Annotated in this window: 19 protein-coding genes, 1 other RNA gene and 2 pseudogenes; 2 read left to right on the forward strand and 20 right to left on the reverse strand. The window is 48.3% G+C overall.

Annotated elements, in window-relative coordinates:
- Positions 1-25: 25 nt before the first annotated feature.
- The 10 genes from ACKX2L_RS08105 to ACKX2L_RS08150 form a co-directional block, all read right to left on the reverse strand.
- Positions 26-655, reverse strand: a complete 630-nt coding sequence (locus tag ACKX2L_RS08105) for a DnaJ domain-containing protein (protein ID WP_497550154.1) — start codon at positions 653-655, stop codon at positions 26-28.
- Positions 655-1,500 (reverse strand): DUF5685 family protein, encoded by an 846-nt coding sequence (locus tag ACKX2L_RS08110; protein WP_497553039.1) that lies wholly within the window; start codon positions 1,498-1,500, stop codon positions 655-657. Before ACKX2L_RS08110 ends, ACKX2L_RS08105 begins: the two co-directional genes overlap by 1 nt.
- 149 nt (positions 1,501-1,649) lie before the next feature.
- On the reverse strand, positions 1,650-2,129 hold the full coding sequence (locus ACKX2L_RS08115; RefSeq protein WP_497553040.1) for a zinc ribbon domain-containing protein: 480 nt from the start codon (positions 2,127-2,129) through the stop codon (positions 1,650-1,652).
- Positions 2,130-2,389: 260 nt separating this feature from the next.
- Positions 2,390-2,726: RNase P RNA component class A (rnpB, locus tag ACKX2L_RS08120), an RNA gene on the reverse strand.
- Positions 2,727-2,892: 166 nt separating this feature from the next.
- Positions 2,893-4,542, reverse strand: a complete 1,650-nt coding sequence (locus tag ACKX2L_RS08125) for a nucleoside kinase (RefSeq protein ID WP_497553041.1) — start codon at positions 4,540-4,542, stop codon at positions 2,893-2,895.
- A 54-nt stretch (positions 4,543-4,596) separates the two neighbouring features.
- Positions 4,597-5,400: a Nif3-like dinuclear metal center hexameric protein gene (locus ACKX2L_RS08130; RefSeq protein WP_497553042.1), complete on the reverse strand. Its 804-nt coding sequence runs from the start codon at positions 5,398-5,400 to the stop codon at positions 4,597-4,599.
- Between the two features lie 47 nt (positions 5,401-5,447).
- Positions 5,448-6,221 carry a tRNA (adenine(22)-N(1))-methyltransferase gene (locus ACKX2L_RS08135; protein WP_497553043.1) on the reverse strand — a complete coding sequence of 258 codons (774 nt, stop codon included), beginning with the start codon at positions 6,219-6,221 and terminating at the stop codon, positions 5,448-5,450.
- Positions 6,222-6,226: 5 nt separating this feature from the next.
- Complete coding sequence (gene rpoD, locus ACKX2L_RS08140; protein ID WP_497553044.1) at positions 6,227-7,609, reverse strand: RNA polymerase sigma factor RpoD; 1,383 nt, start codon at positions 7,607-7,609, stop codon at positions 6,227-6,229.
- A 91-nt stretch (positions 7,610-7,700) separates the two neighbouring features.
- A complete protein-coding gene (gene dnaG, locus ACKX2L_RS08145; RefSeq protein WP_497553045.1) occupies positions 7,701-9,530 on the reverse strand; it encodes a DNA primase in 1,830 nt (609 codons plus the stop codon).
- Between the two features lie 15 nt (positions 9,531-9,545).
- A complete protein-coding gene (locus ACKX2L_RS08150) occupies positions 9,546-10,574 on the reverse strand; it encodes a deoxyguanosinetriphosphate triphosphohydrolase (protein ID WP_497553046.1) in 1,029 nt (342 codons plus the stop codon).
- A gap of 211 nt (positions 10,575-10,785) precedes the next feature.
- Between ACKX2L_RS08150 and trpS the strand changes: the two genes are divergently transcribed.
- Together trpS and ACKX2L_RS08160 are read left to right on the forward strand one after the other, a co-directional pair.
- On the forward strand, positions 10,786-11,904 hold the full coding sequence (trpS, locus tag ACKX2L_RS08155) for a tryptophan--tRNA ligase (protein ID WP_497550163.1): 1,119 nt from the start codon (positions 10,786-10,788) through the stop codon (positions 11,902-11,904).
- Positions 11,901-12,467: a hypothetical protein gene (locus ACKX2L_RS08160; protein ID WP_497553047.1), complete on the forward strand. Its 567-nt coding sequence runs from the start codon at positions 11,901-11,903 to the stop codon at positions 12,465-12,467. Before trpS ends, ACKX2L_RS08160 begins: the two co-directional genes overlap by 4 nt.
- A gap of 128 nt (positions 12,468-12,595) precedes the next feature.
- Here the strand turns inward: ACKX2L_RS08160 and ACKX2L_RS08165 are convergent, their stop codons facing one another.
- From ACKX2L_RS08165 to lon, 10 genes and pseudogenes are all read right to left on the reverse strand, one after another.
- Complete coding sequence (locus ACKX2L_RS08165) at positions 12,596-13,297, reverse strand: methionine ABC transporter permease (protein ID WP_497550165.1); 702 nt, start codon at positions 13,295-13,297, stop codon at positions 12,596-12,598.
- A complete protein-coding gene (locus ACKX2L_RS08170) occupies positions 13,298-14,296 on the reverse strand; it encodes a methionine ABC transporter ATP-binding protein (protein WP_497553048.1) in 999 nt (332 codons plus the stop codon).
- Between the two features lie 205 nt (positions 14,297-14,501).
- Positions 14,502-14,786, reverse strand: a pseudogene (locus ACKX2L_RS08175) (MetQ/NlpA family ABC transporter substrate-binding protein); the annotation flags it as partial.
- A gap of 81 nt (positions 14,787-14,867) precedes the next feature.
- Positions 14,868-15,341 (reverse strand): annotated as a pseudogene (locus ACKX2L_RS08180) (MetQ/NlpA family ABC transporter substrate-binding protein); the annotation flags it as partial.
- Between the two features lie 153 nt (positions 15,342-15,494).
- Positions 15,495-15,788, reverse strand: a complete 294-nt coding sequence (locus ACKX2L_RS08185) for a hypothetical protein (protein ID WP_497553049.1) — start codon at positions 15,786-15,788, stop codon at positions 15,495-15,497.
- Entirely contained in the window at positions 15,745-17,628 is a 1,884-nt protein-coding gene (locus ACKX2L_RS08190; RefSeq protein ID WP_497553050.1) for a vWA domain-containing protein, read from the reverse strand. The genes ACKX2L_RS08185 and ACKX2L_RS08190 overlap by 44 nt, the downstream gene beginning before the upstream one ends.
- Complete coding sequence (locus tag ACKX2L_RS08195; protein ID WP_497550169.1) at positions 17,615-18,562, reverse strand: AAA family ATPase; 948 nt, start codon at positions 18,560-18,562, stop codon at positions 17,615-17,617. The genes ACKX2L_RS08190 and ACKX2L_RS08195 overlap by 14 nt, the downstream gene beginning before the upstream one ends.
- A 20-nt stretch (positions 18,563-18,582) precedes the next feature.
- The gene (locus ACKX2L_RS08200) at positions 18,583-19,590 is read right to left on the reverse strand and encodes an ATPase P (RefSeq protein WP_497553051.1); all 1,008 of its coding nucleotides are present in this window, start codon (positions 19,588-19,590) and stop codon (positions 18,583-18,585) included.
- 129 nt (positions 19,591-19,719) lie between these two features.
- The gene (locus ACKX2L_RS08205) at positions 19,720-21,198 is read right to left on the reverse strand and encodes a carbon starvation CstA family protein (protein WP_497553052.1); all 1,479 of its coding nucleotides are present in this window, start codon (positions 21,196-21,198) and stop codon (positions 19,720-19,722) included.
- Positions 21,199-21,743: 545 nt separating this feature from the next.
- A complete protein-coding gene (gene lon, locus ACKX2L_RS08210) occupies positions 21,744-24,050 on the reverse strand; it encodes an endopeptidase La (protein ID WP_497550172.1) in 2,307 nt (768 codons plus the stop codon).
- Positions 24,051-24,654: the final 604 nt, after the last annotated feature.

Genomic DNA, 24,654 nt, shown 5'->3' on the forward strand with positions numbered 1-24,654 from the left:
TTATCCTTCCTTTTCCAAGCCATCTTTAACAGCAGAAACAGCAGATCGGAATCATGGCCAGATCCAGGCACCAGCTGTTCTGCATTTCATCATAAGGCCTGCCATAGCGACTGCTTCTGGTCTCATACCAATTGCCAAAGCCAGACCCACCGAAACCGCCGGCTCCGGACCGGATCTGGTTCTGCAGCTGGCGGAACTGGAAATTAGACGGTTCCATGGAAACCGCACGGTCGATGTAACGATTGGCATCTCCCATCTGTCCAAGGCCCATGCTTGCCATTGCAGCCAGATAAAACCAGCTGCCGTTTCGCTCAGCATCCGGAATTCCGGACAGAGCCGTCATGGCTTCCTGGAAGCGACTCATTCGAATAAAGTTTGCCGCCCCCTGCATGGCCGCACTTCCCTCGCTTCCGCCGGAAGTCGGACCGCTTCGATTGGTATAAGAATAGCCCCGGTTTCGATAGCCGTTCTGCCGGTCCTTCATAATGATATCATAAGCCTGCTGAACTTCCTTAAAGCGTTCCTCTGCAGCTGCCTTATTGGGATTATTGACATTGGCATCCGGATGGTATTTCCGGCTCAAGGTTCGATATGCTTTTTTGATCTCGTCATCGGTTGCATCCACCGAGACGCCTAATACACGATAAGGATCCATCAGCTCGTCTTTCTACGTTCTTCTTTCAGTCGATGATAGTCATATTTGGTCCAGACACCGGAATAGAGAATATTCCGGATGATTTCCGCATTCTTTAAGATTGGCATATGTTCGAAGGCTCTGGCACACTCTTCCATCTGCGTGGTCAGATATTGCCGAATAAATGTCTCAAAACACTCCGGACATTCATCCCGACGGAGGATCAGAGGATTATAGTGCTTTTTCTTCACATCTTCGCTCAGATCTTCATAAGCATCCAATACATAAATAAAACGTCCCAGATAAAATCCAAGCGTATAGAGGTCATCCGCGAAGGGATCGTCCTCCTTCATCTGACAAAGACAACCCAGCATTTCGCCGGTCAGGGATGTGACCTTCGACAGGTTACTCTCCCTGGCCAATTCTGCCTGATTCTGCTCCGCTATATATTTCTCAATTGCTTCTGTCTGCCTGGCATATTTCTCTTTTGCGATCTCTACCACCGGGCGAAGGGAATCTGCCAGCTTTTTCTTGGCCCTCCGGCCGTCATCCGCGTAATCATCCAGAAGATTATAATAACTCAGGACGATATCCATATAGGCGCAATAGTCCATGATCTCACTGGAGACCACAAGTTTTTTCTGCTTAGGATGGAGAGCGCAGGTAAAGAGTCTGCTTTCCTCCCGGGGTTCATAGAGACCGGACAGAAGAAGGGCCAGAAAGGTCAGATCATAATTCAAAAGGACCTGGCCTTTGCTTCCCGCAATTTCCTTTAATTTCTGACAGAGCCCGCAGTAGTAACTCTGATAGGTCTTCTGGTCTTTTTCCGCCAGAGACTTCTTATTCGCATTCACATAGCCAAACATTCATTTCGCTTTCTATTTCAAAAATAAGGATCCTCGAATTCAAGAATCAGGACCCTCGAATCTGCCTGGCAGCAGGCAGAGCTTACTCTGCTGATCGATCATTGCTTTCTTTGCTTTCTTTCACGGCCGGTCTTCTCGGTCTGATCTCATCAGCTTCTCTTGACAAAAGTGGTCTGGCACTTGGGACAACGGATCTCAATTTTTCCCTTGCCTCTTGGGACGCGAACCTTCTGACCGCAGGTCGGACAGGCGTAGATCCGAAATGCCCTGTTCTGTCTCCTCTTCTCTGCTCTTTCCTGACTTGAATTGCTTCCAAAACGGATCCTTCTACCTAACTCGGTAAAAAAAGCCCGTGTTTTCCAGCCAATGTCCTTGAAATTCAAAAAGAAGTCACGAATGTGAGAAGTCATCTGTAAAAATTTCTGGTTTTCATAATACCGCTTGGACAAATTCCTTGAGAAGGTCCGAAAGCAGGAATAAAAAAGAAGCAGAAGCGTCACGAAGTAAAGGATCTGACTTCTGGTGATCGCTGTGATAAAAAAGAGAACCAGGCTGGAAACAAGGCTGGTCTTAGCCAGTGCGTCCAATCCGTTCCTTCCCGAAAGCCATCTTTGAAATCTAAAATCCATATTGATCTCTCCTTTCACGATCTTCACAGAGAGTATTTCATTCCAATCCGCTATCTATCTTATTCCAAATGGCGATTTTTTGCCAGCTACTGCATTTATTGTAAAGGACAGACCGGTTCTGTCAATGGAAGCCGGCTTTATTTAAGAAACATTTTAGAATCCGGTCAGAAAGCGTTCACAAAACGAATCCTTCCATGGTCCATCATCCACAAAAAAGGCCCTCTTTACGCTGGTAAAGAGAGCCTGGATCTAAAATTCAAAGTAAAAGCAGAACGGTAAGCCGGGTTATGTCATTGGATGATCATCTATCTAGGACGCCTGTTGCCAGACGCCTCAAGCGTCCAACCTGGAACTGGCGGGCCGCGTACGTTCCGTCTTGGACTTGCTTCGGATGAGGTTTACATGGCATTCCCTGTTACCAGGAAATCGGTGGTCTCTTACACCGCCTTTTCACCCTTACCGGCCAAAGCCGGCGGTATATCTCTGTTGCACTGTCTCGGGAGTCGCCTCCGGCGGACGTTATCCGCCATCCTTGCCCTGTGAAGCCCGGACTTTCCTCTCCCGCCCGAAGGCGGCAGCGATCATCTGTCCTGCTTTTACCGAAAGTCTATTATACATGAGAGGCAGGCCATCCGACAAGTCTTTTCTTGTGAACCGGGGATCCGCCTTTCTGGTCTCCAATTCTGTCGACCGGGAAGCCAGATCCCAGACCATCTTCCTTTTTCAGACCGGGAAAGCCGCTTTCCCAGGCCATCTTCCTTTTTCAGACCGGAAAAACCGACCCTCCGATAAATTCCCTGACCAGAGAAGTATTATTAATGTCTTCCGGGGGAATAGACAGGAAATACTGCAAGAGCTTGATCAGCCGGACCGCTTCCGGAAACACCGGACTGTCCTCTTCAATGGCATAAAGCTGGGGTAAGGCATAGAGTTTTAGCACTGCCATCTCATAGATCAAAGCAGAATTAAACATGACATCGGCTCCGTCCTGATAAGGGAAAATATTCTTCTCTTCACCGGCACGGACATTGTGCCACATCTTTAAGGTTTCCTCTGCCGAAGTCCCCCGGGTCCTTGCATCTCTTACGATCCGCCGGATCAACCGCCCGTCCGTTGTCGACAGGGGGTTATGTTCATCTATTGACAACTGGGTCAGGGCAGAAATATAGACCCGGTATTGATTTTCCCTCGGGATCAGATAAGAGAGTCTGTCATTCAGGCCGTGAATCCCCTCGATTACCATCACATCGCCCTTATTCAGCTCCATAAAACGACCCCTGTTTTCACTTTTTCCGGTCTTAAAATTGAAAACGGGAAGTTCTACCCGCTCTCCCCGCAGCAAGGCGTTCATGTCCTGATTAAATCGTTCAATGTCCAGGCAGTCAATACTCTCCAGATCGATTTCCCCGGTCACGGGATCTCTTGGACAGCGGTCCCGGTCCATATAATAATCATCCAGAGAGAGCGGATGGGGCGAAATCCCCTGAGCCCTCAATTGCGTCGACAGGCGGTAGGAAAAAGAAGTCTTCCCCGAAGAAGAAGGACCTGCGATCATAACAAAGCGTTTTTTGGGATCCTTTGCGATCTGTCGGGCTAAATTTCCGATCCGCTCCTCCATCTGTGCTTCGGACATCAGGATGATATCCCTGGCGCCTCCATGAGAAACTGCATCATTCAAGGCGCCTACCGTCGGGATCCCAAGTTCCTCACTCCAGCCGCCGGAATGACGCTGGGTGAGATATAGTTTCTGCGACGGATGAAAAGGAGCCACCTTTTTTGCATCCTGATAGGGAAAAAGCAAAACAAAGCCATCCTCATATAATTGAAGATCAAAATAACGAAGGAAGCCGGTCGAAGGAACCATATAGCCATAGAAATAGTCCCTTAAACCGCAGAGATCATAGAGATGAATGGTGGATGCACTGCGGTATTTCAGAAGTTTTTCCTTATTGGGCATCTTGGCCTTTCGAAAAATTTCTCTGGCCTCCCGGGTCGTTGTCGTATATTTCCTGATTGGGAGATCCTGCTTGACAAGATTCCACATCGTTTCTTTCAGCTGATCCAGGAGGGCTTGATCAAGCCCGGTCTTAGACTCCAACTTGCAAAAGAAGGCCTGATCCAGAGAAAAAAGAACCTGAATATCCGGATTTTCCTCCGGGAGAATGAGATCCATGGCCTTCTGCATAAGGAGGATCATCGATCTCCGATAAGCTCTCCGCCCGTCCGTATCACTTGTGGTGATCATCGTCACGGGATGGTCATTCTCGATCTCTGCCGTAAGTTCATGCAGCCGGTTATCCTGTTTTGCCAGGACAATATCATCCCGAACGTCTTCTTTTGCCAGATCCGCCAGAGACTGATAGACGGACTTCGGCGGAAGCTTGTAAATCTTCTTGTCTACCTTAATTTCCATATCCTTGTCACCCCCGTTATTAGCCGAAAAATAAAAAGATGATCTGACTTTTTCTCACAGAACCAGAAAAGGCTCCTTCACCGGCATTTTTTTCACGGAAAGATCCGGAAGGCGAAGATGCAAAGCCTCCTCCATATAATCCATGAAAACATGCTCCAGACCATAATGACCTGCATCCATCACACAAAGTCCCTGCGTTACTGCATCGATCCCGCTGTGATGATCGATATCACCGGTGATTAAGAGATCTGCCTTGGCATCCAGAGCATTTTGGATCTCACTTTTCCCGGATCCTCCGATTACTGCGATCCTTCGGATAGGCTTTTTCGGATCTCCGAAGATCCGAACATTGGGAAGATCAAACCCTTCTTTCACCTTTCGGCAGATCTCTTCCAAAGTCACTTCCTGATCCAGGTCAGAAAGCGACCCCATCATGGCTTTTTCATCGAGCGGCCGGCAAGGGGTAGGATTCCTTCTGCCATCCGAAAGAAAGAGCTCTCCCCTGGAGAATCCAAGCCTTTGGTCAATGGCATCCCGCATCCCATATTTGTCAAAACAGGTATGCATGGCAATATATGCGATATGCTTCTCTGCCAGGCGAAGAATACGCTCACCGACAAAATTCCTGTCACTTACAGAATCCAAGCCATGGAAAATCAAAGGATGATGGCTTAAGATCACATCCGCCTTCCATTCGACGGCCTGATCGATCACTTCCTTTGTGACATCCACGCAGAGAAGAACTCTGTCCGCCTTCCAGTCCGATCGCCCGACCTGAAGGCCGGAATTGTCCCAGTCTTCCTGATCCGAAAAAGGAGCCAGTTGATCCAGCTCCTGATACAATTCATTTACTGTCATGCTGTTTTCCTATCTCACTACAAAAGAAACAATGGTAGAAGGCAAGCTTATCCCTCTACGATCTGAAGAGCCAGATGTAACAGAGCCATGTCTTCCCGAAGTTTTGTAAGCCTCTGCCGGATCCTCTCATCCTTTGAATCCGCTTCTTCCAGAGAACGGGCAATGCCCAGTTGAATCTCCTCTTCATGATGGAGATAGCGGACCAGGGCCGGATCCTTTTTCATGAGAAGGACTGGTCCAAATGTAAAACCAAGTTTTAAGGCAAGAGGCTCCGGCAGACCAAGTCCTCTCCAGAAGGAGGACAGGTCCTTTGCCTTGAAAAAGTCAGATCCCGGTGGAAGCACCTTCATCAGAAAGTAAAACTTTCCTTCCTCTTCTGCGATCGTTTCATCGACCAACCGATAGCCTTCCCTATGGAGAAACAGCCGGAAATCATAGAGTTCCGACTGGGGCTGGAGGATCAGGACCTTCATAGAAGAAACGATCTCCTTCTGCTGATCCAGGATTCTCATCATAAGGTTTCCGCCCATGCCGGAAAGCACTGCTGCATCAGCCTCGCCGACTTTCAAGGCAGAAAAACCATCGGACTGCCGGGTCTCAATCTGTCCGGTCAGGCCGGCTTCCTCAATATGACTTCTGGCCCGCTCCAGGGGGCCAACTCTTAAATCCATGGCTATGGCACTTTTGATCTTCCCGCTCATTACGAGATCAATAGGCAGCCATCCATGGTCTGTCCCGATGTCGGTCAGACGAAGTCCTTCCGGGACCATGTCAAAAAGCGCCTGAAGCCGGGGGGACAGGGGATGATAAGTTTCTTTCATTTTCCTTACTCCAGATAATCCTTGAGCTTTCTGGAACGGCTGGGATGACGAAGCTTACGCAGTGCCTTGGCCTCGATCTGCCGGATCCTTTCACGTGTGACATTGAATTCCTTGCCGACTTCTTCCAGCGTTCTGGAGCGACCGTCTTCCAGACCGAAACGAAGGATCAGAACCTTCTGCTCCCGATCGGTCAGAGTTCCTAAAACTTCCTGGAGCTGTTCCTTCAGAAGAGTGAAGGTTGCAGCATCCGCAGGAACCGGTGCATTGTCATCCTGAATAAAGTCTCCGAGATGGGAGTCCTCCTCTTCACCGATCGGAGTCTCCAAGGAAACCGGCTCCTGAGAGATCTTTAAGATCTCACGAACACGGTCCACCGAGATATCCATCTTCTCGGCGATCTCCTCCGGGGTAGGCTCCCGGCCTAATTCCTGGAGCAGCTGCCGAGCCACACGGACCTGTTTATTGATGGTCTCAACCATATGGACAGGGATTCGAATGGTACGTGCCTGATCTGCAATGGCACGGGTGATGGCCTGGCGAATCCACCAGGTTGCATAGGTCGAGAACTTATACCCCTTCCGGTAGTCAAACTTCTCTACCGCCTTGATCAGGCCCAGATTTCCTTCCTGGATCAGATCAAGGAAAAGCATGCCTCTTCCCACATAACGCTTGGCAATAGAAACAACCAGACGGAGGTTGGCCTCTGCCAGACGCTGCTTTGCGGATTCATCGCCAAGTTCCATTCTCTTGGCAAGCTCGATCTCCTCATCTGCTGTAAGAAGGGGAACCTTACCGATCTCCTTTAAATACATACGAACCGGATCCTCTATCGAGATACCATCCGGTACGGACAGATCGAGATTGGCTGTATCGACCTCCTCTTCTTCACTGAGATCAATGTCATCATCATCGACTTCGGCATCATCTTCCCGCATAATATCAATATTATTCTTTTCCAGGAAATCCAGGATCAGATCAAACTGCTCATCCCGAAGCTTTAGGCCCTGAAAATGGGAATTGATCATGGAATAATCCAGGACATTATTGTTCTTCTTGGCATCGGCCAGAAGTTCCTGCAGACGCCTGGACATTTCCTCTTTTCCGGCCTCTTCTACCGTCTTTTCGCTGCCCTGGCTCTTCTTGTCCTTCTCTTTTTCGCCGGTTTTTGCAGACTTTGTCTTCTTGGCAGAAGTCTTGGCTTTCGATTTTGCACCGGTCTTTGTTTCTGATTTTGTCGTCTTTGTCCCGGCCTTTTCGGTCTTACTTTCTGACTTTACAGCCTTGCTTTCCGTCTTCTTATCCTCTGCAGCTTTCGAAGCCTTGGTCTTAGCCTTAGCAGCCGGACTCAGCTCTTCTGTCTTCTTTACTTCCCTTGTATTGTCTTCCATACTTTTCCTTTCCTTCAAAGAATGATATGTACCTTTTGACACTCTGGTCAAAGAATGTAATGATCTAAAATCTATGATTTTTTTTCGTTTCTTACTTCACTCCCGCCGGAGGCGAAAATTCGGTCCGCCGGATCTTCTGGAGCAGATTTTTGTTCTCAATGACCCGAGGAAAACGGGTCGGATCCCTGGGATCCATCTTCTTTTCTTCCTCTTGTATTGCTCTTTCCTTTAATCGAAAGACCGTTTCCTTCAAGGCCTTAGACCAGTCATCCGGAGTCTCCAGAAGATTTTCTCCGGTATGGAAGATCCTGGCCACCTCTGCCTGCTCGTCTTCCAACTCATATCGATTGATCAGGGCAGCCGGATTGTATCCGTTTTCCAGATTCCTGCCTTGATAAATATCTTCCGCCAGATCCCGATGTACTCCCTCTGAAAAATCGGAAGGACTAAGATAAGGGCTGACTTCCTTCAGGACATCCGGATATTCTGCCATCCAGGATAAAAGGAGCCGTTCCGATTCCCGATATCCTTCATTCTTAGAATGCAGACGCTTCTCCCTCCTTTCGATGGGGAGGGGTTTCGGCGCATCTTCCCTCGGCTCAGGATCCTTTCGGACCCCTCTTTTCACTTCGTCGGAAAGCAGCTTTAGAAAGCTCTCCTTAGGCATCTGATAATCCCGGCACAAAACGTCGATATAGTTATTCCTCTCGATCTCTTCCGGGAAAGTCCGGATCACCCGATCGGCCATTTCCCTCTGAAAACCCGTCTTCTGCTGAGGATCTCTCAGATCATAATTTGCCATCATCATACGGATCTCAAAAAGAAAGGCATTCTCCGCTTGCTCGATTCGCTTTTCATATTCCTCGGGGCCAAGCGCTTTTAAGAATTCATCCGGATCCTTGTAAGGCTTCATATTGATGATCCGGCAGGGGATATCCGCTTTGCGGAAGAGTTGAATGGCTCTTAAAGTTGCATCCACGCCGGCCGTATCACTGTCATAGGAAAGCAGAACCGGTTTTCTATAATTCTTCAGGACATCGACATTTTCCTCTGTTAAAGCTGTGCCGAGAGAGGCGATGGTATTGTCAAAGCCGCCCTGATGCATGGAAATGACATCCATATATCCCTCACAAAGGATGAATTCCTTCCTTCGGGATCCTCCGGCAATGTGCATACCGTAAAGAGTCCGCCTCTTGTTGAAAATCTCCGTCTCCGGCGAATTCAGATATTTCGGTGTATGCCTGCCAGGGCTTCCCATGATTCGTCCGCCAAAGGCGATCACATGACGCCTGGGATCCATAATGGGAAACATAACCCGGTTCCAGAAGCGGTCCTTCGGTCCGCGGTCATCCTTATAGGTAATTAAGCCGGATGCCTTCAAAAGTTCATCCGGATACCCCTTCTCCTTCAGATATTGATAGAGGCCGTCACTTCGGCTTCCGGAAAATCCCAGGCCGAACTTGTTCATGATCTCGGGGCTCAGCTGCCGCCCCTGGAAATACTTCAGACCGACCTGTCCTTCCAGGGAATGGAGGAGGCGGTAGAAATAAGTCGCCGCATCCTTATGTATGAGGAGAAGCTGGTCTCTTTTTGTTTGCCGGTTCCTCTCTTCCCTTGTCATCTCTCTCTGCGGCAGGCTGACGCCGGCCCGATTTGCCAGTTCCTCCACTGCCTCCGGAAAGGACATATTCTCCTTTTCCATAAGAAAAGTGAAGACATTGCCTCCCTTATGACAGCCGAAGCAATAATACATGCCCTTGGAAGGGGTCACCGAAAAGGAGGGTGTTTTCTCCGAATGGAAGGGACAAAGGCCGAAATAAGTCGACCCCCGTCGTTCCAGATGGACATACTGGCCAATTACATCGAGGATGTCATTCTTCTCCCGGACTTCTTCAATTTTTTCTTCCGAATATCTTGGCATTTTTCTCTCGCATCTTTAGAAACCGTCCACCTGCCAGGCCTGTGGCATGAAGAGTTCATTGAATTTGGTAACTGCATATTGATCGGTCATTCCGGAGATATAATCCGCAATCATCCGTTCCTTTGACACCTCGCCCTTTTGGTAGGACTGCATATACTTTTCCGGAATCAGTTCCGGCATGGAGTCTGCATTTTCCATATAGAAGTCGAAGAGTCCGTCCAGCATACGGATGGCCTTGACCTCTTCACCCTTGGCTACCGGATTGGTATAGACCGTGGAAAAAAGGAACTTCCTCAGGTCCAGCAAAGCCTGGTAGATCTCCTCGGACATATGGATATCCGGTTTGTCATAGCTATTCACAATAACATCATGGACCAGGGTATTCAACCGGTCATGGCCATTAAAGCCCAGGGTCTTTCGAATTGCCAGAGGAATAGACTCCTCATCCAGGATCTCCGCCCGGATACTGTCATCAATGTCCGCATTCACATAGGCGATCTTATCCGCCAGACGGACCACCTGTCCTTCCGGTGTTTGCGGATGAAGCTCCAGTTCATGATTTCGAATGCCATCCCGGACTTCCCAGGTCAAATTCAGACCCTGCCCGTCTTTTTCCAGTCTCTCGACAATACGAACCGATTGTTCGTTGTGGCGGAAGCCGTCTGTAAGCTTCTGATTCAAAGCCCGCTCGCCGGCATGGCCGAAGGGTGTATGTCCCAGATCGTGACCTAAGGCAATGGCCTCGGTCAGATCCTCATTCAGACGCAGAGCCTTGACAATGGTTCTGGCGATCTGCGAAACCTCCAGGGTATGGGAAAGGCGGGTCCTGTAATGATCGCCGAGGGGAGTGAGGAAAACCTGGGTCTTATTCTTCAGACGTCGAAATGACTTGCAGTGAAGAATCCGATCCCGGTCTCTCTGAAAGAGGGGGCGAATATCGCACTGAGCCTCTTCCCTGTCACGACCCCTGGAATTCTGACTTAAAGTCGCATAAGGACTCAGGGTCTTTGCCTGAATTTCTTCAATCTGTTCCCGAATGGTCATAAGAAATACCTCCTCCCCGGTTCCTGATCGAACCTGATCTGTCACATATTTATTATTCCGTAAAAAATCTAAAAAACCTTTTTTTCAGGCGAAGAATTATTGTTTTTATTCTTGTACAATTTTCGTGCCGGTCTAAATTTCTGACATGATTTGATCTTCTATGATAGAATAGTTAGGATTCTAGTTAAAATTCCTGACAAGGAGGCTTGTTTTGGCTGAAATAAAAGAAAAGATTATCCTGACCGGCGACCGTCCGACCGGCAGACTTCATTTGGGACATTATGTCGGATCGCTTCGGAGAAGAGTGGAACTCCAGAATTCCGGAGAGTATGATAAGATCTATATTTTGGTAGCGGATGATCAGGCATTGACCGACAATGCGGACAATCCCGAGAAGATCCGTGACAACATGATCCAGGTCGCCCTGGATTATCTCTCGGTCGGCATCGATCCGGAGATCTCCAATATCTGTGTCCAGTCGCAGATCCCGGCTCTCCACGCCTTGACTTTCTATTATATGAACCTGGTAACAACGGCCCGTCTGTCCCGGAATCCGACCGTAAAATCCGAGATGGCACAGAAGGGCTTCGACAATGAGGGACTACCTGCCGGCTTCTTCACCTATCCGGTTTCGCAGACCGCGGATATCACCGCTTTCAAGGCAACCACCGTACCGGCCGGCGAGGACCAGGAGCCCATGCTGGAACAGGCCAGAGAGATCGTCCGGAAATTCAACCAGATCTATGGCGATGTCCTGGTAGAACCCCAGATCCTTCTTCCGGATGTGAAGGCCCAGCTTCGTCTGCCCGGCATCGACGGCCAGGCGAAAATGAGTAAGTCGCTCGGCAACTGCATCTATCTCTCGGATTCTCCGAAGGAAGTCAAAGAGAAGATCATGAAGCGGACCTATACGGATCCGACCCATCTGAGGATCGAGGATCCGGGCCATATCGAAGGCAATATCGTATTCACTTATCTCGATGCCTTTGCCAATGATGACCTGTTTCAAGAATATCTGCCGGATTATAAGAATCTCGACGAGATGAAAGAGCATTACAAGAGAGGCGGTCTCGGTGATGTAAAATGTAAGAAGTTTTTGATCAAAGTCTTAGAAGAGCTCCTCTCCCCGATCCGTGCACGCCGCGCCGAGTGGGAAAAACGGATCCCGGATGTCTATGATATCTTAAAAGCCGGAACCGAACGTGCTGTTGAAGAGACCAATCAGACTTTGGCCGAGGTTCGTTCCGCTATGAGGATCGATTATTTCAAAGACAGATCCATCATTGATCAGTGGGAAGAGATCCTGAAGGAATCCAATCAGAAATTATGATAAAAAGAAAAGAAAAGAAAACCGAAGGCAAAAAGGAAAGAAAACCTCTGACCCGGCGGGCGAAGATTTTCATCATCGTCCTCTTCCTTGCCATTGCCTGTGCTATCCTTACAACCGTTCTGACCATCCATCAGAGAACCGGAGGCAATCTCGAGCTTTTCGGCAAGAAGCTGGATATCAGGGAATCCGAACTTTTCCGGGATGTCGATACCAAGAAGATCACCAAGGCCGAGATCTATATGAATGCCGGTACCCTGAAGGGGCAGACCATCAAATTTACCAAGGAAGACAATGCAGAGGAATTGAAAGAGGTCATCCGAACCTTCTTTCGTTCCAAAAACCGTTATGGTTCTGCTACCACTACGAATCTTGACAAGAGTAACTACATCTATCAGGTAACCTTTACGGCAGGAGATCAAACCATAAAGTTCTGGTACTACAATAATTACACTCTGAAGATCCAGGGCGGTTATTATTACCAGACCCCTTCCATTGATAATGAAAAACTGAATGATTATCTGGACCGCTATAACGCGAAAGAGCACTATCATTACTTTCCGTAAATGCAGACCAGAAAGAAAAAGGGCCCGAGAAACAACTTACTAGCTGTTTCTCGGGCCTTTCTTCTTCGTTCCGTATTAACAGTAATCAGATCATATGAATGTTTTCTAATTCTTTCACAATGAACCAATTACCGGTTCTTCAACCTCTTATCCAGTTTTACAGCAAGATGGGTTCCAATCGACTGGAATACCTGGACCATGATGATCAGAAGGATCACGGCGCAGATCATAATCAGATATTTGTAACGATAATAGCCATAGTTGATGGCAATCTTACCAAGTCCGCCACCGCCGATGACACCGCTCATGGCGGTATAACCGAGGATGGTCGTAATGGCGATGGTAAAATTCGAGATCAAAGAAGGTACACTTTCCGGGATCAGAACCTTCCAGATAATCTGAAAGGGTGTGGCACCCATGCTCTCGGCCGCTTCGATCACGTTCGGATTGACTTCTCTCAAACTGGACTCCACAAGTCTGGCGACAAAAGGGAAGGATGCAATCACCAGTGGAATGATCGAGGGCCCGGTTCCTACAACCGTTCCCATGATAAGCCTTGTCAAAGGCATGACAACGATCATGAGGATCAAAAAGGGAACGGATCGAAGCAGGTTGATCAGGATATTTAAGAAAGACATCAGGCCCTTAGGCAGCGGAGCAATGCCTTTCTTCTCTCCAACGACCAGAAGAACGCCAAGGGGAAGACCGATCAGGATGGCAAAAAAGGTCGAAAGAATCGTTGCATAAAAAGTTTCCCAAGTCGCCTGAAGAAACTCCGTTGACAGGATCTCCCAGGTCTCCTGTAAGGATTCTGCTGAAAAAATACCCATTTACTCTACCTCCTCGACTTCAATATCTTTGATTTTTCGGATATAAGCGATGGCCCGGTCTACCGTTTCTTTACTGTCATCGATCCCCAGGATCATGGTTCCATAGGCCTTCTTCCCAATGCTTCTTGTAGAAGCGAAAAGAATGCTGGCCAGGATCCCTTCTTCTTGTGCCATCTGGGCGATCAGAGGCTTACTGGTCGCATAGGCTCCATTATAAACGACACGGATCTTATGCATGGTCTTCGGGAATTCCGCATCCTGGAAGCCATCCGGATAGACCAGTCGTTTTGCCGCATCGGACTTGGGCTGGGAGAATACCTCCGTTACATTACCCTCTTCCACGACCGAACCATGATCCAGGATAGCCACCCGGTTACAGATCTCTTCGACGACATTCATCTGATGGGTAATAATGATCACGGTCAGTCCCATCTTGTCGTGGATGTCCCGGATCAGTTCCAGAATAGCATGGGTGGTCTTGGGATCCAGGGCCGAGGTTGCCTCATCGCAGAGGAGGACTTTAGGGTTCGTCGCCAGGGCTCTTGCAATTGCAATTCGCTGCTGCTGTCCGCCGGAAAGCTGGGCCGGGTATACATTTGCCTTGTCCGGAAGGCCTACCAGTTCCAAAAGCTCCCTGGCCTTCTTCTCAGCCTTGTCCTTGGGCGTCCCGGAAAGTTCCAGAGGAAAGCAGATATTCTTTAAACAGGTCCTCTGCATGAGGAGATTAAAGCTCTGGAAAATCATGGTGATGTTGCGGCGCTTCTCGCGAAGCTCAGCGGGACTGAGCTTTGTCATATCCACACCGTCCACAAGCACGGCTCCGTCGGTCGGGCTTTCCAGCATGTTGATGCAGCGAACCAAAGTCGACTTACCGGCTCCGCTCATGCCGATGATTCCGTAGATATCGCCGTCATTCACGGTCAGACTGATGTCTTTCAAGGCATCGACAGCCCCGTCTCCTGTCATAAAAGTTTTATTCAGATGATCTAACTGAATCATAGTTTACTCCTGATAATCCGGAAGGCGATGAATCGTCTTCCCTGTTTTTACACGACTTTTTTATTATACTCCTATATTCCAATAGAAAAAAAGCCACAAACAGAAGGTTTTCCGTTTCCGCAAAAATCCTTCTGTCTGTGGCCTTTTCCTTCTGATTGGAATTTTGGAATCTGTTATTTCTGAATTTGGGACTTGGTCTTTATTTCTTCAGATCATCCAGAGATTTCGACTTACCGCCGTAGATTCCCATCGGCTCTACATGGATGGTGGCTACAGAAACAACCTTTGTGCCATTTTCCTTATTGAAGTCATCGAGATAAGGCTTGTGCTGGAAGTAGTTGGCATAGATCTCGCCGGAATCAACGACCTTGTTGGGCTGAACGTAATCCGTGAACTCTTTTACATCCAGCTTGATATTCTTTTCTGCCAGGATCTTGGCAGCTTCCTTCAGGATCTCTGCATGAGGAGTCGGGGAAGCAGCAACTGTGATGGTCGTTCCTGCCAGGCTGTCATAATCAACGGAATCATCAAAGCCATTGCCCGGGTTATCAACGGTAGAAACGATGGCTCCATTATATTTCTTATTAATGTAGTCCTGAACCTGCTTGCTTTCCAGCGCCGCAACCAGAGCCTTGGTCTCCGGCTTGTCTTCGTTTCCGCTCTTTACGGCAATGATATTGCCATAAGCGGAGGAAGATCCCTCATGAGCCAGGGCATCCTTGGGATTTAACTTGGCATCCAGTGCGTAGTTGGAATTAATGACTGCGTAATTCACGTCCTTTAAGACATTGGGGACCTGAGCTGCCTCAACTTCCTTGAAGTCGACCTTGTAAGGATTCTCTTTGATATCCTTTACGGTTGCAGTGATCCCTGCATTATCCTTTAATTTGATGATGCCCTGTTCCTGAAGAAGCAGAAGGGCTCTGGCTTCGTTCGTTGTATCATTTGGAACAGCGATCGTTACTTTTTTGCTGCTGCCACAGCCGGCAAGAAGGCCAACTGCCGTAAGCGCGGTAAGAAGTAAAGCTAAAATCCTTTTTTTCATAATCGATCCTCACTTTCTGTCCGGATCTCTCGATCCGTCATCACTTTTCCCTATGGAATTCGTCAGTTCTTTTGTACAATCGATATCCTATACGATTGTGTCTATTATGTAAACTACAAAAGATTTATTTCCAGATATAGGAAAAAGCTATATCTATTTTTCAGATTCTACAAAAAGGACCAGCCCATGCTTTCTCGCGGCAGCCCTTGCTGCCTCTTTTTGACTTTCCGGAACATCAATATAATAAATGTCACGATCGATGGCATGTCCTGCCCCGAAATCCCGGGGATCGACCATGCCGCCGATGCCATTGATCCCGATCGAATCGGCAAGATAGTGGCCGCTTCGGACATGACGGATGCCCTCTTCCTTCAAAGCCTTCTTGATTTTCTGCCAGCTTTCTTTATCCTTCTTTTGATAGATCGTAACCTTCTTTTCTTTGAACATTTCTGTCTCCCTTCTTCACCAGAAGTTCCTGGATCAGCCGGCTGACACCGCCTGCAAGCTGGTCTACCTTTTCAATACGGACAAAATCACTGCCATAGATCCGCTTTACATTTTTCACATAGAGATTGGGGCCGGTATAGATCGCGCCCAGAGTCAGGCCCTGCCTTCGAAGCTCTTTGACCGCATTTTCTGTATCCTGGACCCCCTCCTCGTTTCCATAGCTGTGCCGGAAAATATCCTTGCCCTCCGCCGGGATCATGGTCGAGTCCGCCGGATTGGCATCCGTCATAATCAGAAGAAGATGCCATTTCCCATCCTTTTCTGCCGCGTTCTTTATCAGCCGCCCGGTCAGGGCCAGGGCCAGGCCATCCCGATTCCAGCCCGCTGCCGCATAAGAGAAGATTCCCGTTCGGTCCGGGCTGTCATAGTCCTTCAGGATCTGCACCACAGTAAAGCCACGCAGGGAATGAAAGTCCAGGATCCGGGACTCGACATGGATCCGGTTCAGGCTCTCAGCGATCACATAAGCCTGGGCGGCAATACTTTCCTGATAGGGACTTCGGGAAGCCGATGCATCCAGAAGGAGGTCGACCGTCAGAGAATTCTCCACCTCGTCACCCGGCCGGTAAAAAACCTCCGGATCCCGCAATACCGGCATACGAAAAGTCTTCTTTGGATCCAGACGGCCGGCCCGTCCCAGGATCGGCAAGGGTTCAAAAAAACTCGAAAGAACCGTCTCAAGTTCTGCGGAAAGTCTCTTCACACTGGCTTCGATCCCAAGAAGATTCTTCTGATAAAAGGCCTGGTTCCTTTTGGCCTGCTCTAAGACCTCCTGATCGACCAGCTCCTTTTCGGATAAATGTAGACCAACTTTTTCCTCTCCTCCTCTGCAATAAACGCTTGAGTCGAAGGCGGATAATCCCGGATCCGTCTTGTTTTGGTCTGCATTTGTAAGCCAGAGACTGCAATATTGGTGGGGCCCCTTACAGAGATCCTTTTCCATAAGTTTTCTCTCCCTGGGGGATAAGATGCAGGGGCCAAAGCAGCTTTCGATATAAGCCTGGTCGGCCTCACTCTTCTCTGAAATATGGCGGTCTTTTGCACCTAGAAGGGAAGACTCCCGCTCTTCGCTGCCCCCGGAGGAAAGGTCCTGCCTCTGCAGGAGGGAATCGATATGGTGCGTTTCCCTATGAAGCATGCGTTCCAGGAGGTCTTTCATCGGCCCGGTCGCCTGAAAGCCGTGCTCCAGATCCATCCGGTAGTCCGAAAAATGGAAGGCTAAAAAGAGGATCTCTTTTAGGCGGAGGATGAGATCATCGCTAGTAGGGCAAAAAGAATCCTCCCCCATCTCTTCTATCAGAGTACAGACCTTTTTCTCATGGGAAGAAAGCCTGGGCTTTGGCCCACCGGCTACGCTCGACCAATGGTATTTCTGCAGATCTAAAACCAAAGGATCCTTCATCATCATTTGCTGACGGGACAGGCGGGCATCCTCATTCAGATATCCATCCGCATATTCACGCCGCAGGGAAGAAAGGACCGGCCGATGGGGCAGCTCTTTTGCATAGAGATAACTTTCTAATGCCAGCCAGACCAGAGCATCGAAGTCCTCCGCTTTCTTCGCTGTCTGATAAGAGAGAAAAAAGCCGTTTAAGGCATCCCTATCCAGCCACTTCTGGGAGAGACCGATCACAAGATTCATATAATAGTCGGCCTGATCCTTCCGGACAGCCAAAAAAGGCGGCTCGAGATCATAATCCCCCGCAGCCGCCCATACAATATTTAGCGCTCTTCTCTCGCCTGCACTGAAATGTCGATTCCAAAGATCACTTTCCTGCATGTTCGAAGAAAACCTCCTTCGAAGTCAAATCCCCCGGGATCCGTCCCTTGATGACATCCCGGATGACCGTTTCCTCATAAGGATCGAATGTTTTGTCCACGATGGTCATTTCCAGAGCCTCCCCTGTGGTCAGTCCCCTCCTCACAAGATTCAGGCTGTCGAGAAGGCCTCTCAGATCCACCGAGCGCTCGCTGACTTCCGCATTTTCCGCTTTTTTCTGAAGTTCAAAAAAGAGTTCCATGAACTGACTCTTGATATCTGAATTCAGATCCGGAAAAGACTTTGTCAAAAGCCGATCCAGATCCTCCGGCCGAATCAGAGGCATCCTTAAGACAGCAAAACGGGACACCAGAGCTTCATTCAGCTCTCTGGTCCCGGCATAGCCGTAATTCATGGTTCCGATAAAACGTGCTGCCGGATGCACTCGGATTCGATCATAACCCGGCACATCGATGATACGGCGAAAATCCAGCGTAGAGTGAAGCACAGCCAGGGCTTCATTTTTCGCCATATTGACTTCATCCAAAACCGCAAAGCCGCCGAGATTCGCGCTTTCATAAATAGGCCCCGGCCGGAAGACGACCCGCTCACCATCATAAGTATCCGTACCGATCAAATAAGCGGCATCGACATTGGAATGGAAACTGACATTCCACTGAGGCCTGCCGAAAAGATAAGTCAGGCAATCCGCCAGGACATTCTTTCCTGTTGCCTTCGGTCCTGTCAAAAGAAGATTGCTGCCCGAAAGCAGGGCTGCCACAGCCCGATTCCAAACCTCTTTCCCATAATAAATGTAAACCGGCTCCGGGATCCTCTCCGAAAGCTTTTCCTGTCCGCCAGCGAGATCCGCATCATATTTCTGATGAAATTCCTTCAGTCCTTCCATTAAAGGATCAGAAAGGCCGGCTTCTTCAGCCATCTCTAACCAGGTCATACTGCACCTCTGATCTAAATTTACTGATAATCACTCACCAGAAAGAGAGGCTTTACGACAACAACTTCATCATATTCCTTCTGGCTGACTTGAACCGAAGCATTCAAGGCTTTCAGATCTTCCTTCACAAGTTCCAATGCTTCATCACATGTCTCGCAGCGCCCCATGCGAATGGCCCGGATCATGCGCTCGATCACAATGGGATGGGCATATTGTGCCGGAAGCGGAAAATGAGGGATCTTCTGAATGAAGTTCTCGCTGTCCGCCCGGGCCTCTTCCCACTCTCTGGCCGCCGCCTTATTATTTCTTGTTCTGGTCGGGAGAATTCCCGTCGCCATGATGGTAAAGAGGAAGGCGATACCGAAGAGGACGAAATAGAGAGCAACTGCGCTATGTTTTAAGAAAAGGAAAATGCCAGCAATCATTGCAACAACTGCCATGGAACAAACGACCCCTGCCAGGATCTTATAGGTCGGACTGATACCCTCCAGCACCCTTTTCTGCTTGGCAGCAGAGGCCAGATGGTTATAGATCGCCGGTTTCTTCTTCAATTCTTCTTCATATCTTCTGAGATCGCGGATGGACTTTTCTGCGGTATCCGAAAGATTGGTCTTATATTTCCGTTCCTCTTCCAGAGCCTCCCGCTTCATAGCCTGTTCTTCCTTGATGCTATGGGTCGGGATCTCAGGATGATTCTTCTCCATCTGGGACAGAAGGATGTCCACATTCTGCTCATATTTGAAGTTACATTGAAATTCCCGGCCGTTTCTTAATTTAACCATGAGATAGGCCATAGAGCCGAAAACTCCCTTGCCGGAAAAGCCGCCCTTACTCATGGCAACCCTCTTCCAGACTCTCGCAATGTCCTCGTATCTCGCATAATAACGCCGGTCAATAAAGAAGCTATTGAAATACAGGGCCTGATTGCCAAGACCACAAGGGCCGATTTTCACGGATGTCTTCTTATCCAATTTCAATTCATCGTCTGTCAGAGGATGGGTGCCGGTTAAGACAGGTTTCAAAATCATTTCGTTCCTCCTAATCTATCGTTAGTACAATCATAGCACTTCTTTTGAAAGCTATGTAAAAAGCTATGATTTAAAAATAGCGGAAGGCAGTGGGCCCTCCGCTATTTGCCGGCGATTAAAAATCCCTTCTTATGCTGTCTTCCTGGTTCTTGCCGTTGTAAGGAAGATAATCAGGCATACCAGTGCGAAAATCAATCCGACCGGATATGCAACAGCGGTATTCATACGCAGAGCCTTGATCATGCCCAGGCACTCAGGTGCCATGACGAAGTAGGTGCAGGTAACGGCTGACATAAATACTGCAGGGATCGCAGCAACCCAGTAGTTTTTCTTCTCCTGAGCCAGGAAGGCTGCGCCACACCAGAGAACCAGCATAGCCAGTGTCTGGTTGGACCAGGAGAAATATCTCCAGATCACGGTATAGTCCAGAAGGCCGAAGGCCTGACCGAAACCAAGGAAGCAGCCGACTGCGAAGCAGGGGATGCAAAGTTTCAGACGGTTAACAAAGCTCTTCTGATCCAGACCGATCCAATCAGACAGAGTCAGACGGGCAGAGCGGAAGGCGGTATCGCCGGAAGTGATCGGGCAGACAACAACACCGATCATTGCAAGGACAACACCTACGGTGCCCATGGTCTTGATGCAGACATCATAGATGGCTGCAGGCTGACCCTTTGTAAGGACTTCTGCAAGTCCGGTATTGAGACCACCGGTGACCTTATAGAGTGCACAACCTGCGGATGCCCAAATCAGAGCGATGATACCTTCGGCAACCATTGCGCCATAGAATACGAAGTGGCCCTGTTTCTCGCTCTTCAGGCAGCGGGCCATCAGAGGAGACTGTGTGGAATGGAATCCGGAACATGCGCCGCAGGCAACGGTGATGAACATGAAGGACCAGATCGGCATATGAGACGGATGCATGTTGTAGAAATAACTCCAGAGTTCCGGAATCTGATAACCATGTGCCGGCAGGCCAAAGGCAACACCGATTGCCATAATGATAAGACAGATACCGAAAATCGGATAGATTTTACCAATGATCTTATCAATAGAAATAAAGGTTGCGATGAAGTAATAAGCGAAAATAATCACAAGCCAGGTGACTGTCGAGGCGAAAATTCCGCCGTTTCCGACATGCTTCGGATCGATCAGCTCGACCAGAAGTCCTGCAGGTCCAACCGCAAATACGGTACCAACCATGATCAGGAGAATGACGGAGAAGAAACGCATGATCCACTGCATGACCTTACCGAGATAAATACCGGTAACCTCGGCAATGGAATCACCATTGTTCCGTTCTGAAAGCATTCCGGAGAAGTAATCGTGAACGCCTCCTGCAAAAATCGTACCGAATGTGATCCAAAGGAAAACAACCGGTCCCCAGAGGGCGCCTTGAAGTGCACCGAAGATAGGTCCAAGACCTGCGATGTTCAACAATTGAACAAGGAACATCTTCCATTCCGGCATTACGACATAATCGACACCATCGTTGATCTTGACTGCCGGAGTTTCTCGATCATCGGGACCGAAGGTCTTCTCTACAAGCTTACCGTATGTGAAGTAACCCCCGATCAGGATAAGGAGACAAATCAAAAAACTAACCATTTCCCAATACTCCTTCCCATATAAAAGAATTGTAACATTTTCACAAAGGATATCCTTTGCTTCCCTACTGTTTTATTGTAATTCACCAATTATTCGATTGCAATATGTAATTCATTCCATCTTGTATGTGTTTCTGTACAATGAGCAATTTTACATCCAATCCAGTTATGACATTGAATTTATTTCAACGATGCCGTTTCTCAAAACAGCATCGTCTTGCTTTCACATATGGTTTTCAGGAGATTTTGGGCGACGCTAAAAAATCCTCTGCCGCTTTTTGGGGCAGAGGATTTTTTCGTACAACCTATTGATCTAAACTACTTACAATTGCTTATTTACGTTATTTTTTCTTTGATGTCTTTTTTTCTTTGATGTCTTTTTTTCTTTGATGTCTTTTCTTCTTTGATGTCTTTTATGGTTCGCCTTAATTTTGTTTTCTTGTTTTTTGTTCCGGTTTGACCGGATTTTGAAACCTTAAGCCATAATGGTGTCGATGTTGTTGTTTTTTGTTCCAGTTTGACCGGATAGAGAATCAGCCGTCCATGTTACTTGGACTTCTTGCCTTCTTTCTCATCCTCCGTCAGATTCAAGGCAGAAAGGACATCCGTCACTTTCTCAACCGGAACGATCTCCAGGGAATCCTTGACTTCCTCAGCTACATCACGAAGGTCATCGACATTTTCCTTAGGAATGAAGACCTTCGTCACTCCTGCCCTCTGGGCTGCCATCAGTTTCTCCGGAAGACCTCCGATCGGATTCACACCGCCCTGGAGGGAAACCTCACCGGTCATGGCAACATGAGGTGTCACTGCTTTCCCGGTCACCAGCGAAGAAAGAGCTGTTGTCAAGGTAATACCTGCGGAAGGGCCGTCCTTCGGCGTCGATCCGTCCGGCACATGGATGTGGAGATCATTCTTCTCAAAGAGCTTCGCCTTGTCCGGATAGAGTGCCTTGACAAGAGAGATGGCGATTTCTGCCGATTCCTTCATGACATCGCCGAGCTGTCCTGTGATCGTCACCTTACCGCTTCCTCTGGTAAAGAGGGTCTCGATATAGAGAATGGTACCTCCCACCTGTGTCCAGGCCAGGCCGGTGACAACACCGGGTTTTGCCTGGTCTTTCACCTTATTTCTCGTCATGGGACGGGCATCCAGAAAATCTCTCAGATTGTCCCTATCTACCACAATATGCTCGTCCGGTTTCTTCACATGTTCCACTGCAGCAACACGGCCGATGGTATCCATCCTCTTCTTTAAGCCACGGACACCGGCTTCCAAAGTATACTGGTCGATCACATCCGTCAGTGCCTGATCGGTAAGTTCAATGTCCTCCTTTTTCAAGCCAACTGCTTTTAAGCTCTTTGGGATCAGATGTTCCCGGGCGATCTTAAATTTCTCATTCGGCGTATACCCCTGGAACTGAATCACCTCCATCCGGTTCAGAAGGGGTTCGGGAATGGTCTCGACCGTATTAGCTGTGCAGATGAAGAAGACATCGGACAGGTCATAAGGGACATTCATATAGTGGTCGGTAAAGGTATTGTTCTGTTCCGGGTCCAGAACCTCCAGCAATGCAGACGCCGGATCGCCATTATAAGACTGGCCAAGCTTATCCACCTCATCCAGCACCATGACCGGGTTTGAAACTCCGGACTTCTCGATTCCGTCCATGATCCGGCCAGGCATGGCTCCGATGTAGGTCCTTCTGTGGCCGCGAATATCTGCTTCATCCCGAACACCACCCAGGCTGACACGGACATATTCCCGTCCAAGTGCCTTGGCGATGGATTTTCCAATCGAAGTCTTACCGGTACCGGGTGCTCCGACGAAGAGCAGGATCGAACCGGACTGCTCCTTCTTCAGATTCATTACAGCAATCTGCTGAATGATCCGATCCTTGACCTTCTTTAAGCCATAATGGTCCTCGTCGAGAACTTTTCTTGCGGTCTCCAGGTCAATCGTTTTGGCCTTCTCCTTCTTCCAGGAAAGGCTGGTCACAAAATCCAGATAGTCATAGAGCATCCCGGATTCCTGAGAATTCTGGCCTTCCTGTTTCAGGCGGTTTAATACCTTGTCGGCTTCCCTGCGGGCATCCGGATTCATACCGGATTCTTCGATCTTCTTCTGGAATTTCTGCAGATCCGTCACTTCTTCCGGATGCATGTCCTCCAATTCCTTCTGCAGGTAGTCCATCTGCTTCTTGATGGCCTGTTCCCGGTAGAGTTTCTGATAATCCTCTTCCTGAGCATTTCTGGCTTCGCTGTTGACCCGGTTCAGCTCTACATTTTCATAAACCATCTTCTCTTCCAGCTCCAGCCGTTCCTTCTTGGAGTCGGTTTCCAGAAGCTTATACTTGTCTTCCGGGCTCTCTACGACCCAGGGGCTCATCATGGAAGCTGCCTCATTCATAGAAGAGATCTGAGCGACATAGGTCCGAGCCGCACCGGCCCACTGTTCACCGGCCGTGGCCTGAATGATCTCCCGTTTCAAAGCATCCAGATGTTTCTTCGCTTCTTCCGGATCCAGATCATCGATATCCGGGCGACGCGTCACTGTCAATTCCAGACTGTGGTCCGGATAAACAGTCACTTCGTCAATATTGCGGCGATCCTTGGTCCGAATGACCAGATAATTATTGGAAGAATTGACTTCCGTGATCTCACCGGAGACACCGATGGGGAAGAAATCCTGATCCGTCAACTCATCCCTGGTCTTATAATCCTTCATGGCAATCAGGATGACCCGCTCGCCAACCTCGGGATTCCGTCCGGTGACATTCTTATAATTATCTGCTTTCAGATAAACATTTGCCTCTGGTACCAGGACCATATTATAAACAGGTACGACAGTCATGTGAGCCTCCTTCTATGTTTTCCTCTCTAATACTTGTCTTCATTAGTACTCGTCTTTTCTTGTACTTGTCTTTTCTAGCACTTGCCTTCTCTAACATTTGCCTTCTCTAGCACTTGCCTTCATTAGGACTCGTCTTTTCTTGTACTTGTCTTCTCCAGCACTTGCCTTCTCTAGAACTTGTCTTTTTGTTTTATTCTTTTATATTGTTTTCTATATAATTAGCACTCATCTCTGTTGGTTGCTAACTGTGTAGAAATAATACTACCTTACGTCTATTTTTGCAAGTGCCCCTGTCAGAATTTATCTTTATTTTAGACAATATGTAATGACCTCCGATTTGTAGGTTCGTGGATTTACCTGTATACTACAAGTCGGAAAAGACAAATGGTAACAGGGATTACCGCATACAAATGGAGGTCATCAAATGAAGTATAGCACAGTCTACGTTGGTATGGATGTACACACGGAAACTTTTTTTCTCTCCTAAAATGAAAATTTAAATTCCACTTTATAAAACAGAAATAGAATTAACTCCTTCACATGTGGAATTTAATCTTTCATACCAGAACCTTGAAAACCACATATTTTTCATTTATCCTTCTTC

Source organism: Porcibacter vitabionis, from assembly GCF_046263795.1.
Lineage (GTDB): Bacteria > Bacillota > Clostridia > Lachnospirales > Lachnospiraceae > Lachnocurva.

What these genes read in the sequence shown, in the direction of transcription:
- ACKX2L_RS08135 (WP_497553043.1), bottom strand. Translation starts at nt 6,221, where the DNA reads ATGAAAGAAACTTATCATCCCCTGTCCCCCCGGCTTCAGGCGCTTTTT.
- lon (WP_497550172.1), bottom strand. Translation starts at nt 24,050, where the DNA reads ATGACTGTCGTACCTGTTTATAATATGGTCCTGGTACCAGAGGCAAAT.
- ACKX2L_RS08195 (WP_497550169.1), bottom strand. Translation starts at nt 18,562, where the DNA reads ATGACCTGGTTAGAGATGGCTGAAGAAGCCGGCCTTTCTGATCCTTTA.
- rpoD (WP_497553044.1), bottom strand. Translation starts at nt 7,609, where the DNA reads ATGGAAGACAATACAAGGGAAGTAAAGAAGACAGAAGAGCTGAGTCCG.
- ACKX2L_RS08150 (WP_497553046.1), bottom strand. Translation starts at nt 10,574, where the DNA reads ATGACCATTCGGGAACAGATTGAAGAAATTCAGGCAAAGACCCTGAGT.
- ACKX2L_RS08125 (WP_497553041.1), bottom strand. Translation starts at nt 4,542, where the DNA reads ATGGAAATTAAGGTAGACAAGAAGATTTACAAGCTTCCGCCGAAGTCC.
- ACKX2L_RS08110 (WP_497553039.1), bottom strand. Translation starts at nt 1,500, where the DNA reads ATGTTTGGCTATGTGAATGCGAATAAGAAGTCTCTGGCGGAAAAAGAC.
- dnaG (WP_497553045.1), bottom strand. Translation starts at nt 9,530, where the DNA reads ATGCCAAGATATTCGGAAGAAAAAATTGAAGAAGTCCGGGAGAAGAAT.
- ACKX2L_RS08170 (WP_497553048.1), bottom strand. Translation starts at nt 14,296, where the DNA reads ATGATTCAGTTAGATCATCTGAATAAAACTTTTATGACAGGAGACGGG.
- ACKX2L_RS08130 (WP_497553042.1), bottom strand. Translation starts at nt 5,400, where the DNA reads ATGACAGTAAATGAATTGTATCAGGAGCTGGATCAACTGGCTCCTTTT.
- ACKX2L_RS08190 (WP_497553050.1), bottom strand. Translation starts at nt 17,628, where the DNA reads ATGCAGGAAAGTGATCTTTGGAATCGACATTTCAGTGCAGGCGAGAGA.
- ACKX2L_RS08185 (WP_497553049.1), bottom strand. Translation starts at nt 15,788, where the DNA reads ATGTTCAAAGAAAAGAAGGTTACGATCTATCAAAAGAAGGATAAAGAA.
- ACKX2L_RS08200 (WP_497553051.1), bottom strand. Translation starts at nt 19,590, where the DNA reads ATGATTTTGAAACCTGTCTTAACCGGCACCCATCCTCTGACAGACGAT.
- ACKX2L_RS08115 (WP_497553040.1), bottom strand. Translation starts at nt 2,129, where the DNA reads ATGGATTTTAGATTTCAAAGATGGCTTTCGGGAAGGAACGGATTGGAC.
- ACKX2L_RS08105 (WP_497550154.1), bottom strand. Translation starts at nt 655, where the DNA reads ATGGATCCTTATCGTGTATTAGGCGTCTCGGTGGATGCAACCGATGAC.
- ACKX2L_RS08165 (WP_497550165.1), bottom strand. Translation starts at nt 13,297, where the DNA reads ATGGGTATTTTTTCAGCAGAATCCTTACAGGAGACCTGGGAGATCCTG.
- ACKX2L_RS08205 (WP_497553052.1), bottom strand. Translation starts at nt 21,198, where the DNA reads ATGGTTAGTTTTTTGATTTGTCTCCTTATCCTGATCGGGGGTTACTTC.
- ACKX2L_RS08160 (WP_497553047.1), top strand. Translation starts at nt 11,901, where the DNA reads ATGATAAAAAGAAAAGAAAAGAAAACCGAAGGCAAAAAGGAAAGAAAA.